Annotated in this window: 15 protein-coding genes; 8 read left to right on the top strand and 7 right to left on the bottom strand. The window is 64.0% G+C overall.

The window, feature by feature from the left end:
- Positions 1 to 7: 7 nt before the first annotated feature.
- Positions 8 to 475: a hypothetical protein gene (locus tag ACAH01_RS14910; protein ID WP_372479717.1), complete on the bottom strand. Its 468-nt coding sequence runs from the start codon at positions 473 to 475 to the stop codon at positions 8 to 10.
- 338 nt (positions 476 to 813) lie between these two features.
- Between ACAH01_RS14910 and ACAH01_RS14905 the strand changes: the two genes are divergently transcribed.
- Positions 814 to 1,428 carry a hypothetical protein gene (locus tag ACAH01_RS14905; protein WP_153552323.1) on the top strand — a complete coding sequence of 205 codons (615 nt, stop codon included), beginning with the start codon at positions 814 to 816 and terminating at the stop codon, positions 1,426 to 1,428.
- A 78-nt stretch (positions 1,429 to 1,506) separates the two neighbouring features.
- Here the strand turns inward: ACAH01_RS14905 and ACAH01_RS14900 are convergent, their stop codons facing one another.
- Entirely contained in the window at positions 1,507 to 2,118 is a 612-nt protein-coding gene (locus tag ACAH01_RS14900; RefSeq protein ID WP_170093360.1) for an MBL fold metallo-hydrolase, read from the bottom strand.
- 177 nt (positions 2,119 to 2,295) lie between these two features.
- On the opposite strand from ACAH01_RS14900, the gene ACAH01_RS14895 reads away from it, so the two are divergent.
- The gene (locus tag ACAH01_RS14895) at positions 2,296 to 2,478 is read left to right on the top strand and encodes a DUF5786 family protein (protein WP_018257335.1); all 183 of its coding nucleotides are present in this window, start codon (positions 2,296 to 2,298) and stop codon (positions 2,476 to 2,478) included.
- 33 nt (positions 2,479 to 2,511) lie between these two features.
- Positions 2,512 to 3,072: a DUF99 family protein gene (locus tag ACAH01_RS14890; protein WP_372479716.1), complete on the top strand. Its 561-nt coding sequence runs from the start codon at positions 2,512 to 2,514 to the stop codon at positions 3,070 to 3,072.
- A 1-nt stretch (position 3,073) separates the two neighbouring features.
- On the opposite strand, the gene ACAH01_RS14885 is transcribed toward ACAH01_RS14890, so the two are convergent.
- The 5 genes from ACAH01_RS14885 to ACAH01_RS14865 all read right to left on the bottom strand — a co-directional run bounded on the left by ACAH01_RS14885 (position 3,074) and on the right by ACAH01_RS14865 (position 8,129).
- Positions 3,074 to 3,730: a TrkA family potassium uptake protein gene (locus ACAH01_RS14885; RefSeq protein ID WP_153552326.1), complete on the bottom strand. Its 657-nt coding sequence runs from the start codon at positions 3,728 to 3,730 to the stop codon at positions 3,074 to 3,076.
- Positions 3,731 to 4,010: 280 nt separating this feature from the next.
- Positions 4,011 to 5,060 (bottom strand): DNA repair and recombination protein RadA, encoded by a 1,050-nt coding sequence (radA, locus tag ACAH01_RS14880; RefSeq protein ID WP_153552327.1) that lies wholly within the window; start codon positions 5,058 to 5,060, stop codon positions 4,011 to 4,013.
- Between the two features lie 162 nt (positions 5,061 to 5,222).
- Positions 5,223 to 6,953 (bottom strand): alpha/beta hydrolase, encoded by a 1,731-nt coding sequence (locus ACAH01_RS14875; RefSeq protein ID WP_372479715.1) that lies wholly within the window; start codon positions 6,951 to 6,953, stop codon positions 5,223 to 5,225.
- Between the two features lie 97 nt (positions 6,954 to 7,050).
- Positions 7,051 to 7,506: a hypothetical protein gene (locus ACAH01_RS14870; protein ID WP_255317999.1), complete on the bottom strand. Its 456-nt coding sequence runs from the start codon at positions 7,504 to 7,506 to the stop codon at positions 7,051 to 7,053.
- Positions 7,507 to 7,511: 5 nt separating this feature from the next.
- Positions 7,512 to 8,129, bottom strand: coding sequence for a hypothetical protein (locus tag ACAH01_RS14865; protein ID WP_170093364.1), 618 nt, complete (start codon positions 8,127 to 8,129; stop codon positions 7,512 to 7,514).
- Positions 8,130 to 10,164: 2,035 nt separating this feature from the next.
- Between ACAH01_RS14865 and ACAH01_RS14860 the strand changes: the two genes are divergently transcribed.
- The 5 genes from ACAH01_RS14860 (at position 10,165) to ACAH01_RS14840 (ending at position 16,379) form a co-directional block, all read left to right on the top strand.
- Positions 10,165 to 12,030 carry an ABC transporter substrate-binding protein gene (locus ACAH01_RS14860; protein WP_372479714.1) on the top strand — a complete coding sequence of 622 codons (1,866 nt, stop codon included), beginning with the start codon at positions 10,165 to 10,167 and terminating at the stop codon, positions 12,028 to 12,030.
- Positions 12,031 to 12,233: 203 nt separating this feature from the next.
- Positions 12,234 to 13,241 carry an ABC transporter permease gene (locus ACAH01_RS14855; RefSeq protein ID WP_372479713.1) on the top strand — a complete coding sequence of 336 codons (1,008 nt, stop codon included), beginning with the start codon at positions 12,234 to 12,236 and terminating at the stop codon, positions 13,239 to 13,241.
- A complete protein-coding gene (locus tag ACAH01_RS14850; protein ID WP_372480812.1) occupies positions 13,228 to 14,250 on the top strand; it encodes an ABC transporter permease in 1,023 nt (340 codons plus the stop codon). Before ACAH01_RS14855 ends, ACAH01_RS14850 begins: the two co-directional genes overlap by 14 nt.
- Positions 14,251 to 15,324 (top strand): ABC transporter ATP-binding protein, encoded by a 1,074-nt coding sequence (locus ACAH01_RS14845; RefSeq protein ID WP_372479712.1) that lies wholly within the window; start codon positions 14,251 to 14,253, stop codon positions 15,322 to 15,324.
- Complete coding sequence (locus ACAH01_RS14840; RefSeq protein WP_153552334.1) at positions 15,324 to 16,379, top strand: oligopeptide/dipeptide ABC transporter ATP-binding protein; 1,056 nt, start codon at positions 15,324 to 15,326, stop codon at positions 16,377 to 16,379. The genes ACAH01_RS14845 and ACAH01_RS14840 overlap by 1 nt, the downstream gene beginning before the upstream one ends.
- Positions 16,380 to 16,392 lie beyond the last annotated feature (13 nt).

The following is a 16,392-nucleotide window of genomic DNA, read 5'->3' as shown; positions in this document are numbered from 1 at the left end:
CGGCGACCTACGCTCGCGGGTCGCTGTCCGGTCCGGGGTAGTCGCCGTCGTGGGTCGCCTCGTACACCGCCGCGGGGTCGAACAGCCGGGCGAACGCGTCCGGCGGACGGACGCTGAGGTCGGCGTGGGGCTGGATCGACAGTCCGGTCCTGGCCGACCGGAGCGTGTCGTCGTACGACAGCAGGTGCGTGGCCTCGCCGCGGTAGGCGGCGGCCAGCCCCGGATGGTCGTCGGGCGGGTGCTCGACGCAGTGACACGCCGTCCTCACGCGCTCGCGCCAGTCGCTGGCCAGCGAGGCGTCTGCGAGATCGGCGATCACCGCCTCGGCGTCGTCCAGCAGCGGGACGCTGGCGACCAGCGTCACCCAGTCGTGCCGGCGCACGTGATCGAGCGCGGCGCGGGCGTCCCCACCGACGAGGAGGTCCGCGGCGAGTACGTCGGCGTCGGCCACGATTCGGGTCGACTCACCCGCCACGGCGTCGCTCCTCCAGTGCCGAACGCACGCTCTCGACGCTCGTCTCGTACGCCGTCGCTCGCTCGAAGAGTGCCGCCCAGGTCATGTTCGAGGGGAGGCACGCGCGAGAGAAAAACCCACGGACTACGCCGCCGTCGAACGCCCGTCTGACGGGTATTTATGTACGGTCGTCCTGACCCGTCGACACGGGCGCGCACACCGACTGTACATTCAGTCTCCCATCCTCCCGAGCGCGCCCGGACACCGCAACCCACCCCTCTCTTTCGTCCGCGAGCCGACGCGCTGAAACCAGATCCCACAGAGACTTACGTCGGCCCCACGCAGTGGACGCCGAAGCGATGAGCAACACTGCCACAGAGCAGACCAGACCGGGCTTCCCGGGCGTCAGCGTCGTCGAGGCGCTCGGCGTCCTCGCCGTCTTGCTGGCGCTGCAGTTCGTCTACGCCGCGAGTGGCTTCGCCGACGGTGTCCTGACGATCGCCCACCGGATCGCCTACATCATGACGACCGCGCTGGCCTGTACCTGGACGCTGCGGCTCCACGACGGCTTCTCGCTGAAGTTCATGGGCGTCACGGTCGTCCTCGTCGCGGGTGGGATCGTCTCGATCGTCGCGTTCGCGACCGCACCGCCCCTGGCCGTGACTGCCGCCGCGATCGCCGTGCCGGTGGTCTTCGGGATCGTAGTCCGCCTCACCGACGCGCTCCCCAACTGGACGGGGACGCACACGACCCTCCTGCTGGTCGTGCTCGGCACGACGGCGATGTTCGTCGCGGCCGCCCCCCGCGACGTCGGCTCGCTCGCGTCCGTCGGCTTCGGGATCGAGATCGTCCCCGTCACCGACGGCCTGTCCAGCCGACTCGAAATCGTCCGGGACGGCGTGACCAGCGTCGTCCACGCGCCGCTCGCAGTCGTGGGTGCCGGGCTGTACGTCCTCGGTCGAGTGTTCGAGTGACACTGCCGACTGCCCGTCCGTCCCGACAATCAACGAGAGCGGTCTTCGCGACCGCTCGCAGCCGTGGGGGACTTCTCGCTACTCGTCTGGGTACTTCGGCTCTCGGCGCTCTGCCCGTTCGAGCGCGCGTTCGACGACCGCTCGCACGTCGCCCTCGAAGACGCTGCCGTGGCCGGCGTACATCGCCCCGACCGACGCGGGGAGTCGGTCGAGGAGGTCCCGAATCGACTCGATGAGCCGCTCGCGAGACTGATCGGGGGCGTCGGTCCGGCCGAAGCTCCCGTCGTCGAACGCGCCGTCGTCGTGGACGACCACGTCGCCGGAGAACAGCGCCGTCTCGGAGACCAGCGAGACGTGGTCGTCGGCGTGGCCCGGCGTGTACACGACCGTACAGTCGTGGTCGCCGACCGTGACGGTGTCGCCGTCGGCGAGCGCGTGATCTCGTCGCGGGTGCTCGCCGTAGGCGTACAGCTCGGGGTCGAACGCGTCGAGGACGGCGGCCAGCTCCGCGACGTGGTCGCCGTGCTGGTGGGTCAAGACGACCCGATCGAGTTCGTCGACGTGGTCTCTGATCGCGTCCACGACGCCGGCGTACGCACCGGCGTCGACCAGCGTCGTCCGTTCGCCCGTGACCAGATAGGCGTTGCAGGTGAACGTCTCTGCGCCGTCGGTGACGGTGTAGACTGCCATCGTTCCCGATAGGGGTGGCTCGTGTTTCAGACTGCCGACTACCGGGTGAGAGGGCATCTCCCGAGGCGGTGACAGCCGTACCACGGCGGCTTCTTATAGCCTCACTGTCGTGTTCTGTGGCGGTAGCGGCAAAACCGCCGAGTGATTTATCACGGGGAATCTATAATGGTTACATGTATGGGGTTTGGGAGCTACGACGAATCCGAACAAGACAACCAGGAGTACGACACAGAGTACGACGACGAGGATGGACTGTCCACCTCGGAAAACGAGCACGACGGTGACGTGGAGTTCGAGTTTACGGCCTCGAACGACGAACTACTGGATCGGCTCGACGACATCAAAGGCGAGAACACGTAATCGACAGCCTGCAGACTCGGGAGTGACTTCGAGATGAAAGCCGGCGTCCGCGCGCTGGGCGTCGCAGAGTCGTATCGCGGGTCGACGAGTACGCTGGCGGGCGTCGTCGTCCGCGCCAGCCGGGTCGTCGACGGATTCGTTTTCGGCAGTTGCACGGTCGGTGGGAGCGACGCGACCGCCGAGATCGCCGATATGGTCGACCGGCTCGACCGCGAGGACGTTCGGTACCTGCTGGTCTCTGGCATCGCGCCCGCGTGGTTCAACGTCGTCGATCTCGCCGAACTCCACGACGCCACCGGGCTCCCGGTCTGTTCGATCACCTACGAGGCGAGCGAGGGCCTCGAATCGGCGATCCGGGGCGGGTTCGACGATCCTGTGGTCGCGGAGGATCGGCTGGCGATCTATCGTGCTCAGCCAGAGCGTCGTCCGGTCTCGGTCGCAGACGGAACGGTGTACGTCCGGAGTGTCGGCATCGACGAGGAGAGGGCCGGCGAGGTCGTTCGCGCGTTCACGCCCGAGGGCGGACGGCCGGAACCGCTCCGGGTAGCGCGCCTGGCCGCCAGCGCTGCCGACGCCGCTGGTCGAGAGCGGTAGACTACGTGCCCTTGAGCGACGTTCGCACGTCGTCGAGCGTCTCGGGACTGGCCATGACTGCGACGGTGTCGCCGGCTGCCAGCTTCGTCCGTGGGAGCGGGATCGTCATGGGTTCCCGGTCGCTCCCGTGGGCGTAGATCCGCGCGTCGCCGGGGAGATCGAGCGCGACGACGCGCTCGCCGACGACGGGCGATCCGTCGGGGACGGTGACGCTGGCGACCGAGAGCTGTTCGGTGAGGTCTGCCAGGACGTTGAAGTTTCCGCCCAGCAGCGCGGTCTTCGCACCTGCCGCACCCAGCCGCTCGGGGTAGACGATCTCGTCGACGTCGGCGGCGTACTTCTCGTAGATCTCTTCCCGGTAGTCGGCGTCGATCCGGAGGACGGTTCGACAGCCGTGTTCCTTGCCGACCATGCAGGCCGCGAAGTTGGTGTTGAGGTCGCCGGTCAGCCCCGCGATGGCGTCGGCGTCGTCCAGCCCCGCCGCTTCGAGGACGGACTCGTCGTTGCCGTCGCCCCGGACCGTCTCGAACCCTTCCTCCGCGCTCCGATCGGCCTTGTCGAGGTCGTTCTCGACGATGACGACGGCGTGGCCCTCGCTGTCCAGGATGCGTGCCGTCCGCGTCCCGACCCGACCGTAGCCGACGATGACGAACTTCATACCGCGTGGTACGTCACCATCCCACAAAATGCTGCCGCCCGTTCGGTCGGCGGCTTGATTCGACGGACGTGAGACGCTCTCACGTCACGAACCCCCTCGTTTCGACTAGAGATCGACTGCCGTCTTGTGGTTCTTCTGGACCGATTTCACTTTCACCGCGGTGCGTCAGACGCGCGAAAGACGCGGGACGGCGGCGGGTTCGAGGGGAAACGAAGGGGTCGTGGTGAGTGTTCTCACCGCATCGCGGGGGCCGGTCTCGAACGGCGGGCGTCGCCGTGCGTTACTCGTCCATCAGGCCGCCCTCTTCGACGCGCATGACCGCTTCGCCGTCCGGGAGGTTCGGCGCGTCGACGAGCTTGACGATCCGCTTGTTCCCCTTGGACTTCCGGAGGTAGATGCGGAACGTCGACGTGTGGCCCAGAATGTTCCCGCCGATGGGCTGGGTGGGGTCGCCGAAGAAGGAGTCGGGGTTGGCCGCGACCTGGTTGGTGACGACGACGGCGGTGTTGTTGAGGTCGCCGACGCGCATCAGGTCGTGGAGGTGCTTGTTGAGCTTCTGCTGGCGGTCGGCCAGTTCGCCACGGCCGACGTACTCGGCACGGAAGTGAGCCGTCAGCGAGTCGACACAGAGCAGGCGGACGGGGAACTCGTCGTCCTGGCTCTCGCTGGCGATCTCCTGGGCCTTCTCTGCCAGCAGGATCTGGTGGTTGGAGTTGAACGCCTTCGCGACGTGGATCTTGTCGAGGACGGACTCGACGAGCGCTTCGAGCAGTTCTTCGTCGCCCGCGTCGGCGTCGCCCGCTTCTTCGACGATCCCGTGCAGGACCATCGTGTCTTCGAGAACGTCGTCGTCGAGGCCACGCACCATCTGATCGATCCGCTCGGGCCGGAACGTGTCCTCGGAGTCGACGAAGATCGCGCTGCCCTCCAGACCGCCGTGCTCGGCCGGTAGCTGGACGGTCACGGAGATCTGGTGGGTGACCTGGGACTTGCCGGCCCCGAACTCGCCGTACACCTCGGTGATCGACTGGGTCTCGATGCCACCGCCCAGCAGGTCGTCGACCTCCGAGACCGACCAGGTGAGCTTCCCGATCTGTTCGCGACGCTCCAGGACGGTCGCGCCGGTCTCGAACCCGCCGATGTCGGCGGCCTCTCGGGCGGCCTGGATGATGTCGGCGGCCGACGACTCGCCGATGTCGGCCGTGTTCGACAGCTCGCCGGGAGAGGCGACGGCGATCCCCTGATAGCCGTCGAAGCCGTTGTCTTTGAGCTTCTCCGCTGTGGCCGGACCGACGCCCGGCAGCTCTTCGAGGTCCTCTGATGTGGACATACACGGGGCTTGTGCGTCGGGGGTAATAAACCTCCGTTAACAGGGGAGTGAAAGTGAAAGTGGCTGCCGGCGACGGGCCACTCGACAGTCGATGCGAACGTTCAAACGAGAGCAGCGGTTCGTCGTCGGGAACGGACGGCCAAAAGAGAGCCGACCGGACGGCTACAGCGGCGCGTGCGTCGCGGTCCCCGCGACGAGGACCAGCGCCACGAGCAGACTGTTGACGAACGCGCCGACCCAGACGCGGCCGGTCCGCCGGAAGAAGTACGTGGAGACGGCGGTGACGATCGAGAGCAGGGCGACGAACTGGAACGCCAGCACCGTCAGGAGCGGCTGGACGACGGGCAACGGACTCCCCGTCAGGAGAACGCCGTACTGCACCGCGAGGAGCAGGACGAACCCGCCGACGACGGCGATCCAGTTGTGGGCCAGTGCCTCCCGGAAGGAGCGGTCACCCGTTCGGAGTTGACCGTGTAGTAGCAGCTCCAGTGCGAGGAAGAACAGCGTCAACGGCACCAGGTACACCAGCGCGATCCGGAACTGCGTGGGCGTCGGGAGCTTCATCGCGAACACCCAGAACCGGAAGTCGGTGCCAAAGAGGTAGCCAACGGCTCCGAGCGTACCGAGGAAGCCGCTGACGATCGTCGCCGCCGCGACGGCCGACCGGGCGACCGTTCGCCAGCCGTCCGTGTCGAACCCGTAGCGCGCGAGCGAGTCACGGTCGGATCGGTAGTGCCACGCGCCGACCAGCCCGGCGACGATCAGACCGTTCCCCAGGGCCCACACCATCACCCCGTTGGTGACCTGCTGGGGGAACAGCCAGTTGATCGGGACGAACCCCTGGCCGACGAGGTTCAGCGGGAAGTAGGTCACCACGGGGACGAGTGCGGCCACCGCGACCGCGCCGTACCAGCTCCGCCCCTCGACGCCGGCCGGCTCGGGTACCGTCCGACGGAGCTCCGAGAAGCGCCGGTCCGAGAGGACCATCGCGCCGAAGGGGAACAGGAAGAGGACCCCACCGAGCAGCGAGGCCAGCGTTCCCAGTTCTTTGAGCCACCAGATCTGGTTGCCCGGCGGCAGTTCGTCCTCGCCGTCCAGCGTCACCTGCATCCACTCGACCGCGTCGCCGACGGCGGTCGTCGAGAGATGGTCGCCGGGATGGGTCGTCGCCGGGGTGTACAGACGGCGAGCGGTTCCGTCTTCGAGGCTCCCGTAGGTCCGCCCCTCTTCGACGGGCTCGTCAGTACCGAACAAGGTCTGGAGCTTCTCGCTTCGCTCGACGTTCGAGGCGTGGGGCACACCCCACATCAGCATCGAGAACTCGTCGTACTCGCTGAAGACGACGGCCGTGTTGCGCGGGAAGGTCGCGTTGCCCTCGGCGACGCCCGAGTTCCCCGTCGAGGAGCCGACCAGCGCGACCGACTCGTAGCCGTCGCGGTCGCTCTGGGCCGCCGCGACGCTGGCCCAGCCGCCCATCGAGTGCCCCTCGAGCCCGACGTTGTCGTCGTCGACGAACGCCAGCGACCGCATGTACGACAGGGCTGGCGGGCCGCCGAAGCCGTTTCCGAACGCTGGCGGATCGGAGTGGCCGTGACCGGCCTGATCGATCGCCAGGACGACGAACCCGCGACGCGCGAACTCGATGGCGAACGGTGACTGTGTCTCCCGGGTGTTGATGTAGCCGTGGGTCGCGACGACTCCCGGACTGGGGTTGTCGGCACTGGCACCGGGCGGGACGTACAGGGTCCCGTGGATCATCTGTCCGTCCGGAGCGGCAAAGCGCACGTCTCTGGTGTCGACGCTTCCGCCGTCGGTCTGGACCAGATACGCGACCGTCCCGCCGCCGAACACGAGCAGGAGTGCGATGAACAAGATTGTCGTCTTTCGTGTCATCCTATACCGCGTTGCAGAGGTATGTACAAATAGCTTTCCGATATTAGAGATCAGGTGGATATAGATTACCACCGTTAGGGTAGTGGCTGGGTACGGGCTACAGTAGATTCGAGCCGAGCGCGGCGAGCGAGAGGCTCCCCGCGAACACCGCGACCGAAAAGACCCACTCGGGCGCGGACACGAACTGCTCGCCGACGAGCCCGACGAGCAGGACGGCCCCCGCGAGGGTCGAACGGCTGGGACTGTCGGCCAGCGAGCCGGCGAACGTCCGGAGCTGCCAGCCGAGCGTGTCGAGACCGTCCCGGAGTCGCTCACCGACTGGGCGGTTGCCATCGGGGTCGTCGGCCGGTTCGAACGCGGTGAGATCGTCGCGGTCGACAGTGAACACTTCTCCGGTGTGCTCGCGGCACGCGTCCGCGTCGGCGACCCGGAGGAGCGTCACCGTCCCGTCGCCGGTTCCGACCACGCGGTAGACGCCGGGCGTGGCGTCGGCGTCGATCGCCGCTGGCTCCGACAGCGAGACGTGGTCCGAGACCGCGACGCCGTCAGGCACTGGCGTCACTCCCACGGGTGGTTCCCCGGCCGGTCGGGCCACAGCGGATACCAGTACTCCTTGTCCGATTCGACAGTCAGCTCTCCGTCGAGGTTCGAGTCCAGTTTGAACTCGGCGCTGGCGTCCCGTTCGTGGTCCGTGTCGTCTTTCGGTGCGAACGGGTAGTACGCGCCCCGACGGAAGGAGTACACCCAGTAGACGAGCTGTCCGTCGCGTTCGCGCTCGAAGGCGAAGACCGCAGCCAGGAGCCGAGATCCGTACCGTGCCTCGATCAGCGTGTCGGCGGCGAAGTGGATCGACGTGACCAGATCCTCGAAGCCGTCGTCGTGGAGAACGATCCAGTCGTAGCCGTGTTCGTCGGTCGTGAAGTCGGCCGTCGTTCCCGTATCCACTTCGCCGGCTTCGAGGATCGCCTCGACCTCCGCCATGGCGTCCTGAAAGTCGGTGTTGTCGACGTCGGCGAAACACAGCGCGGCGTCGCCGGTCGGGGCGTAGCCCAGGTCGGCCTCCATCGTGACGTAGGCCGTCGACATCCCGAAGAGGTCTTCCGGGTCGGCGTCCCGAGTTGCGTCGGCTTCGGCCTTCGTCCCGAGGATGCTCTTGAGTCCGTCCAGCAGTCCCATACACGTCCCGTGGGGACGTGTGCTCTTATGTGTTGTAGAACGGGGCCATCCAGCACACCGATCGAAATCTCCCATTCTGGTGTGTGAATAGACAATATAAATCTTATATGACTGATTGATGGTACCACTTGGTCCAAAACTCTACCAAATATAGAATTACGGATATAGGTAGGGCTAAACGAGTATATCATGGGATAATATCTCTACAAATAGGATCGTTGATAACTCAAATTCTCATACGCTACTTCGCGAGACGGATACAGGCATCGACGGCCGCGGTTCGGTGAAGGGTGGTCACGATGCACCGCCCGACGCCCGTGTCGAGAGCACCAGTGTTATCCTCGCCAGCTGTTCACTATTAGAGAACAAGTACACGATCTTTCGCACAATACACGGCTGCGTCGGACCACTCCAGCCGACGTGTGTTTCCCACTGTCTGGGTTACCGCCTACTGGAAGAATCTACGGTCCCTGGTTATTAGGACCTCGGGATATCCCGTATAACGGATTTTTTCACTGCTGGACGAGTGGACTGTACGACGTTTCCGGGTGGCCGACACGCTTCTCAGGTCCGTCGAGACTCGCTCTCGAGGGAAGTCGTCCTCAGAGTTCGGCCGCCGATGTAGCGATCTCTGATAGCAATAACAATTGTACTACTATTACTCTTCCGCCCGGCGTTTCTTGATAGTATATGTATGCCAGTTATTCAGGACATATCCAGCGTGTGTTTTCTATGGCGAAAGTCAACAGGGAACACGGGGCGTGTGAACGACCAACAACGCACAGCAAAGGCGTTGAGTGGGTCACTGCGGTCGAACTCGCAGATGAACCCCATGATCGAAAATGCCGACAGACAGTCGTGCCGAGACCATCGCCGCTATATAGAAACGATCAGGAATCTTAGGGGAAACACTCTCACAGAGATACTCAACCGAAACAGGGTTCGGGAGCCCGCGTCTCTCGTGTCTCGCCGAATCTCTACCCCGCTGCCCGCACTGTCAGCTTCGCAGCTCTGAACTGCCGATCACGTTCGGGGATGGACGGCCGACGACATCGCTGCTCTCTCAGTTCGAGCCGGTCGAGGTGCGTTTCGGTCCGATCGGCGCGCGTACGTGGCCCCGTACTGTTAGCTTCGGTCCACGAAGATATTCTCCGATGTGGGGTGGTAAGTCGTTTGCAGATTCACATCTGACAGTATCAGCACCGACGTCTCACGCGCGTGACTCTGGCTGTCCGCCAAACATTCAAGATGTGAGATGGTATAGAAAAGTGATAATACAGCCGCCCAGACACTGTTCGGGTAGTACGAGACCAGGTCTTCGACGACCGTCGTACGAATACGCAGACCTTCTCGTCGGGGTCTGTGAAGCGGATTTAATCGGACAACAGCTGAATCATCTCCCGTCGGGGCTACCAGCGCACTCCCGGTGCTCTCTGATTCCCTTGTTACTCTCCCGTACTGATCGCGCAACACCTATCGAGAGACGCTCTGCTCCGGTCATAGGTGGACGATAGTCGAACGATCCCCTATCAGTCGAACCCACAACGAATTGCTGTCGATTGGTGTCTCGTTCAACATCGATAGTGATGGTCTTGGCTGCCTATCGCAATAGACTCGCTCACACCGGTACGCCGACGGTCCGATCTCAGATGCTAGCCGGCGTTCGCCGTCGAAGTCCTCGATCGTGTATCGGGTCTGAATCCTCGAAGAGAAGCACTTTCGTCGGTATCTCGGCGACGCTGGCATGTCTCTGGCTGTGGTGCCTGCTCACCGGTTGACTGCTTCTCCCTGCATCAATATTGTATGAAATCCACACAGCTGAGTTCGTCATAGCTTGGCAGACGTTGCCGTCTGCGAGCCACCCGCTGTTCAGTGTGTGGATCAATACCATCTGTTCGACATGCACGTTGAGGCTCGGGTTTTCCGACATAGGCCGAAAAAAGGTTAGCTAACTTCTTTAAATCCTTATCTGAACCCCCTGTGTAGAATTATCCAAAACCTTTATTATCAGACAACGACGCGGGATAACGTGGATATGGCAGACAAGTCCAACGACTACAAAGACGTTCTTAGCCGCCGCCGGTTCGTCGCGCTGACAGGCGCGGCAGGTGCTGCTGCACTTGCCGGCTGTGACGGCTCGGAGGGTACGGATGACAGTACGCCGGCCGACGAGGGTGGGGACGACGACACGTCGACCGAAGACGACGACATGTCGACCGAAGACGACTCGATGGAGGTCGCCGACGTTCGTCACCTCAGCGGGACGAACCTCTCGCCCGCAGACATCCAGTTCAACCCCTGGGGCCAGAACACGGCACAGATCTCGAACGAGCTCATCTTCGATCCGTTCGCGGAGTTCAACTACGCCACTGGCGAGTACGAGCCCGCGATCATCGAGGAGTGGGAGTACACGGGCGACGCCTTCGAGATGGTGCTTCAGGAGGGTGCGACCTGGCACGACGGCGAGCCGGTCACCGCCCAGGACCTGGCCACCTATCTGCGACTCGACCGCGAGTCCGGTAGCTCGATCTGGGACTGGGGCAGCGACGTCGAGGAGATCGACGAGCGGACCGTCGCCATCACCATCGAGGGCGACATCAACCCGTCGCTGATCGAGTTCTCCGTGATGGAGAACCGACTCGCCACCAAACACTCCCGCTACGGTGACATTCTTTCCGAGGTCCAGGAGGCAGACGGCACCTCGGCACTGACCGAGTTCGTCGACGACGAGCCGATCGGCAACGGAATCTTCCAGTACGGCGAGGCCGACGAGCAGGTGATCCTCACGGAGCGTCACGCCGATCACCCGAACGCGGACAACGTCAACTTCAAAGAGTACGCGTTCCAGTACTTCGACGGCAACACGGCGATCCACCAGGCGCTGCTCTCGGGCAACATCGAGAGCATGTTCACCATCTACACGCCGGGCAACGTCGTCTCGGACCTGCCCGACGCGGTGAACGAGTACCGCACGCCCCGCAACGGCGGCGTCGGGCTGATCCCCAACCACAACCACGATCACCTGGGTCGACGCGCGGTCCGTCAGGCGATCGCGTACGCCATGGACCGGACGCAGGTCGCAGCCAACTCCGACCCGCGGACCAAGGTCGCTCCGCGCGTCCCCACGGCACTGCCCAACGCCCAACTCGAGAACTGGCTCGGCGATTCCATGGAGAAGTTCGAGACGTACGGTCGTGAGTCCAGTGAGGTTGAGCAGGCAGCCAGTGTACTCAAGGAGGCTGGCTACAGCCGCAACGGCGACGACGTCTGGGAGGACGAGGACGGCAACACCCTCTCCTTCGAGCTCATCGCGCCCGGTGGCTGGTCCGACTGGGTCACCGCGATGGAGTCCGTGGCCGACCAGCTCAACGCCGCCGGGATGGACGTGAGCTTCTCGACAGTGCCGTTCGGCGAACTCGGTGGCTCCGACGGTCGCTGGGCGAACGGAAACTTCGACGCGACCGCCGAGTACTGGACGGCGGCGTTCGCGCGTGCTGCTCACCCGTACCACAACCTGCGCCACCAGATGGTCGATCCCGGTGCGACACTTCGTCCCAACGGCTACGCCTATCCGGCTGCTGTCGAGGCCCGCAACGGCAACGAAGCCGACATCACCGTTCCGGCACTCGACGGCTCCGGCGAGCTGACGGTCAACCCCGTCGAGGACGTCGGGACGCTCGGAACCACCTCCGACAGCGAGACCGAGGCCGAGCTCGCACTCGAACTCCTGTGGGTCTCGAACCAGGATCTCCCGATGATCCCGATCCAGGAGGGGCTGAACCAGACGTTCATCTCCTCGAAGCGGTTCGACGTGCCGGCCGAAGACGCCGAAGTCGCACAGGTGCAGTACGCCAACACCTGGCTCCCGCGCCAGGGCGAGATGACGTACAACGGTAACTAACGGACAGCTACCTGGCCCGGTCCCCTGGGTGGGAGGTCGGGGCCACGCCGCTGTCGTCGCGAGGCTCGGTCCAGGCATCGACGGCGTGACAGGGAGCCTGCGATCGACGTAGTTGACGAACTGACGTTTTCCTCGGGGGCACCCGGTTCGACGAACCGCCGGGAACCGTAATCCATATTTGTGTGAAGCGTAAGGACTCCATCATGCGCTACTACGCAGAACGGGTAGCTCGCTCCGTGTTAACGGTGTGGGCCGCCATCACACTAACCTTCGGAATCCTTCGACTGATGCCAGGGGGACCACTGGTACAGCTCCGGGGGCAACTGTCTCGCCAGAACATGACACCGGAGGAGATAGATAACCAGATCGCAGTGTACAGAGAACGACTCGGCATCATCGACGCGCCGATCCACGAGCAGTACTTCGCATACGTCTCGAACTTGCTTCAGGGGGACTTCGGCCAATCGCTCAAAGAGGGGGAGCCGGTGCTCCAGCTCATCGGCGAAGCGCTCCCGTGGACGGTGTTCGTGATGACGGTGGCGACGATCCTGATCTTCGCGATCGCGATCGTCTGGGGGGCGTTGACGGCCTACAAGGAAGGCTCGACGTTCGACAAGGTCTCGTCGGTGGTGGGTGTCCTCCTGGGGTCGATCCCGTTCTACGTGTTCGCGTTCATCCTGTTGCTGTTCCTGGCCTACGAGAACAAGTTCTTCCCGGCCAGTGGCCGGATGACGGCGCTGACCGACGTGCGCCTCTCGGTCGGCTTCGTCATCGACGTGCTACACCACGCGGCGCTGCCGATCGCGTCGGTCGTCGTCGTCCAGGCCGGGCTCCAGATGCTGTCGATGCGTGGGAACAGCATCCAGGTGCTGGGTGAAGACTACGTCCGTGTGGCCAGACTTCGTGGGCTCTCTGACCGCCGGATCTCGACGCGGTACGTTGCGAGAAACGCGATCTTGCCGATGTACACCGGCTTCCTGACGCTGATCGGCTTCAACATCGGAAACTCCGTGATCCTCGAACAGGTGTTCACCTACCGGGGGATCGGCTACGTCATGTTCGACGCGCTCGAAATCCAGGACTACTCGATACTGATGGGCGTGTTCCTGGTGTTTACCATCGTTCTCGTCATCGCAGTGCTGATCGCAGACCTGACCTACTCATGGGTCGATCCGCGGGTCAAATCGGGTGATGCAAGTGAAGCATACTGACTCAGACACGGACGGAGAAGAGTTCGTCTTCGAAACACAGACCTCGACTGTCGAAACGTCTCGCAGCGAACGGCTGCGAGACTTCTACGAGGAGTTCATCTACAAGCCGGGTCTCGTCGCCCTCGACGACTCGCGGACCCTCATCGGCGGTGTGATCCTCTTCGTGTTCATCCTCATCGCACTGGTCGGGACGCGGGTGTATCCGGCACCGGTCACCAACCAGGTCGAGCGAAGCCTCAAGCCGTTCGAGACGATGAACGCACCGCTGGGATCGAACCCGTCGGGGACCGACCTCCTCGCGCAGGTCATCCACGCGACGCCGTCGATGCTGATCCTGGTGACTGCGGGTGCGGTCTTCTCGACGTTCGTCGCGGTCTTTACCGGGACCGTCGCGGGATACAAGGGCGGCACGACCGACCGCGTCATCACGACGATCTCGGACATCGCGATGTCGATTCCGGGACTCCCGCTGGTGATGGTGCTGGCCGTGACCATCAAGCCCGAGAACCCGGCTGTCGTGGGGATCCTCCTCACGATCAACTACTGGTCCGGCCTCGGCCGAGCGATCCGGTCGCAGGTGCTGACGCTGCGCGAGGAGTCGTACGTCGAGGCCTCGCGGACGATGGGTGTGAGCACCCGGCGGATTCTGACGAAAGACATCATCCCGAACCTGATGCCGTACATCCTGGTCAACTTCGCGTTCGCCGCACGATACTGCATCTTCGCAGGCGTCGGACTGTACTACCTCGGCGTGTTGCCGGCGGACCTGGCAAACTGGGGGCTGCAACTCGACAGTGCGTACAACGACTACAGCGCACTCGTCGGCAGCGGCTCGGAGTATCTGGTGATCGTTCCGATGATCCCCATCGCCCTGCTGTCGCTCTCGCTGGTGTTGCTCGCCCAGGGGCTCGACCGGATCTTCAATCCGCGCGTTCGCACTCGGATGGCCGGCGAGTCGGAGTCGATCGAAGAAGATGATGACGATGTCGTCCACACGGGGGGTGTCTAAATGGCCAGTACGACTGTCGAAACTCGCGAGCCAGACGCAGAGGATCCCGTCGTAGAGATCCGGAACGCTTCGGTGACCTACGACGACGGTAACTCTTACGTCCTCGATCACGTCTCGATGGACGTTCACCGTCACGAAGTGATCGGTGTCATCGGCGAGAGCGGTTCGGGCAAGTCGATGCTCGCCGAGTCGATGCTGGACTCGATTCCAGACCCCGGCATATTGCGCGGACAGGTCACGTACAACCCGAGTGAGGGCGAGCCGATCGACGTGCTCGACCTGACGACCGAAGAGCTGCGACAGCTCCGCTGGGAAGAGATCTCGATGGTGTTCCAGGGCGCGATGTCGTCGTTCAACCCGACGATGCGAGTCGGGAAGCACTTCGAGGAGACGCTGTCCGCCCACGACGCGGACGTCGACGAGGGGCTGGAGTTCGCTCGCGAACTGCTCCAGGACCTCTATCTCGAACCCGACCGCGTGTTGAACTCCTACCCCCACGAGCTGTCCGGCGGGATGCAACAGCGGGCCCTGATCGCCCTGTCGCTGGTGTTGGAGCCAGAGGTCCTCGTGATGGACGAGCCGACGGCGGCGCTGGACCTGCTCATGCAGCGCTCGATCCTGCGACTACTCCGCGAGCTCAAAGAGAAGTACGACCTGACGATGGTCTTTATCACGCACGACCTCCCGCTCATCGCGGCACTCGCAGACAGACTCGCGATCATGTACGCCTTCCACCCCGTCGAGATCGGACGGACCGAAGAGATCGTCCGGAATGCGGCCCACCCGTACACGCGGGCGCTGCTGAACTCGACGCCGAACCTCGACGCACCGATCGAAGAGATGGTCCCGATCCCCGGTTCACAGCCGGCACCGATCAACGTGCCAGACGGCTGTGCGTACCATCCGCGGTGTCCGCTGGCCGACGAGCAGTGTCGCTCCTCGGAACCGGACTACGCGTCGATCAGCGATCGTCACGCGTCCGCGTGCTACCACTGGGAGGACGCACGAAACGAAATCTCGCTCAACTACTCGGAGAACCTTGGCGACGCCGCCCGCTCCGGAGGTGAGGAGTGATGCCGGGTGACGAAGTCGTGTTGAGCCTCGAAGACGTCGAGGTTCACTTCGAGAACAAGTCGTCGCTCCTCGATTTCGGTGGCGAAGACGAGGTCGTCAGAGCGGTCGACGGCGTCTCGCTCGACATCTACGAGCGCGACGTGATCGCACTGGTCGGCGAGTCCGGCTGTGGGAAGACGACGCTGGGCAAGACCTCGATCGGTCTCCAGCGACCCACCGGCGGCTCGGTGAAGTACCGCGGCGAAGACATCTGGGACATCCGTGACGGAAAGGTCGACACCGACACCGAGTGGGCCGACATCCGCCAATCGCTGCAGATCATCCACCAGGACCCCGGCGCGTCGCTGAACCCGAACCGCCGGCTGGTCTCGATCCTCTCGGAGCCGCTCCGACAGGTCAACCCGGACCTCTCGAAACAGGAGAAGCGCGAACGCATCTACGCGCTCTTGGAGCGTGTGGGTATGACGCCGGCCGCCGACTTCGCCGAGCGCTACCCACACCAGCTCTCGGGCGGCGAACAACAGCGCGTGGCCCTCTGCCGGGCGCTGTTGATGAACCCGGACGTGATCCTGGCCGACGAGGCGATCAGCGCACTGGACGTGTCGCTGCGCGTCGAGATGATGGACCTGATGCTCGACCTCCAAGAGGAGTTCGACACCTCCTACGTGTTCATCAGCCACGACCTCTCGAACGCTCGCTACTTCACCGCCCACAGCGGTGGGCGAATCGGCGTGATGTACCTGGGACAGATCGCAGAGATCGGTCCGGCCGAGGCGATGATCCAGGATCCCCACCACCCCTACACCAACGTCCTCCGGTGGGCGACGCCGGACCTCTCCCTGCAGGACGCGGGCGACCTGCCCATGCGAAAGATCGACATCCCGGACCCCGTCGATCCGCCGAAGGGCTGTAACTTCCAGACGCGGTGTCCGGAGGCCCGAGAAGCCTGCCGGCAGGCAGACCCACAGAGCTACCACGCGGGGAACCAGCGCGTCCGGTGCTTCCGCGAGGACGAGGACCACGAGTACTGGGAGAGCCCGGAACTGACGGACTAATACTGCGCGCAGT

Source organism: Halomicrobium sp. HM KBTZ05 (genome assembly GCF_041530035.1).
GTDB lineage: Archaea > Halobacteriota > Halobacteria > Halobacteriales > Haloarculaceae > Halomicrobium.
This window is presented reverse-complemented; position numbering and strand designations above follow the sequence as displayed.

Bases quoted from the DNA above. Each gene is read 5' to 3' on its own strand.
- radA (WP_153552327.1), bottom strand. From the start codon at position 5,060: ATGTCCACATCAGAGGACCTCGAAGAGCTGCCGGGCGTCGGTCCGGCC.
- ACAH01_RS14845 (WP_372479712.1), top strand. From the start codon at position 14,251: ATGGCCAGTACGACTGTCGAAACTCGCGAGCCAGACGCAGAGGATCCC.
- ACAH01_RS14865 (WP_170093364.1), bottom strand. From the start codon at position 8,129: ATGGGACTGCTGGACGGACTCAAGAGCATCCTCGGGACGAAGGCCGAA.
- ACAH01_RS14885 (WP_153552326.1), bottom strand. From the start codon at position 3,730: ATGAAGTTCGTCATCGTCGGCTACGGTCGGGTCGGGACGCGGACGGCA.
- ACAH01_RS14900 (WP_170093360.1), bottom strand. From the start codon at position 2,118: ATGGCAGTCTACACCGTCACCGACGGCGCAGAGACGTTCACCTGCAAC.
- ACAH01_RS14855 (WP_372479713.1), top strand. From the start codon at position 12,234: ATGCGCTACTACGCAGAACGGGTAGCTCGCTCCGTGTTAACGGTGTGG.
- ACAH01_RS14875 (WP_372479715.1), bottom strand. From the start codon at position 6,953: ATGACACGAAAGACGACAATCTTGTTCATCGCACTCCTGCTCGTGTTC.
- ACAH01_RS14895 (WP_018257335.1), top strand. From the start codon at position 2,296: ATGGGGTTTGGGAGCTACGACGAATCCGAACAAGACAACCAGGAGTAC.
- ACAH01_RS14890 (WP_372479716.1), top strand. From the start codon at position 2,512: ATGAAAGCCGGCGTCCGCGCGCTGGGCGTCGCAGAGTCGTATCGCGGG.
- ACAH01_RS14840 (WP_153552334.1), top strand. From the start codon at position 15,324: ATGCCGGGTGACGAAGTCGTGTTGAGCCTCGAAGACGTCGAGGTTCAC.
- ACAH01_RS14860 (WP_372479714.1), top strand. From the start codon at position 10,165: ATGGCAGACAAGTCCAACGACTACAAAGACGTTCTTAGCCGCCGCCGG.
- ACAH01_RS14905 (WP_153552323.1), top strand. From the start codon at position 814: ATGAGCAACACTGCCACAGAGCAGACCAGACCGGGCTTCCCGGGCGTC.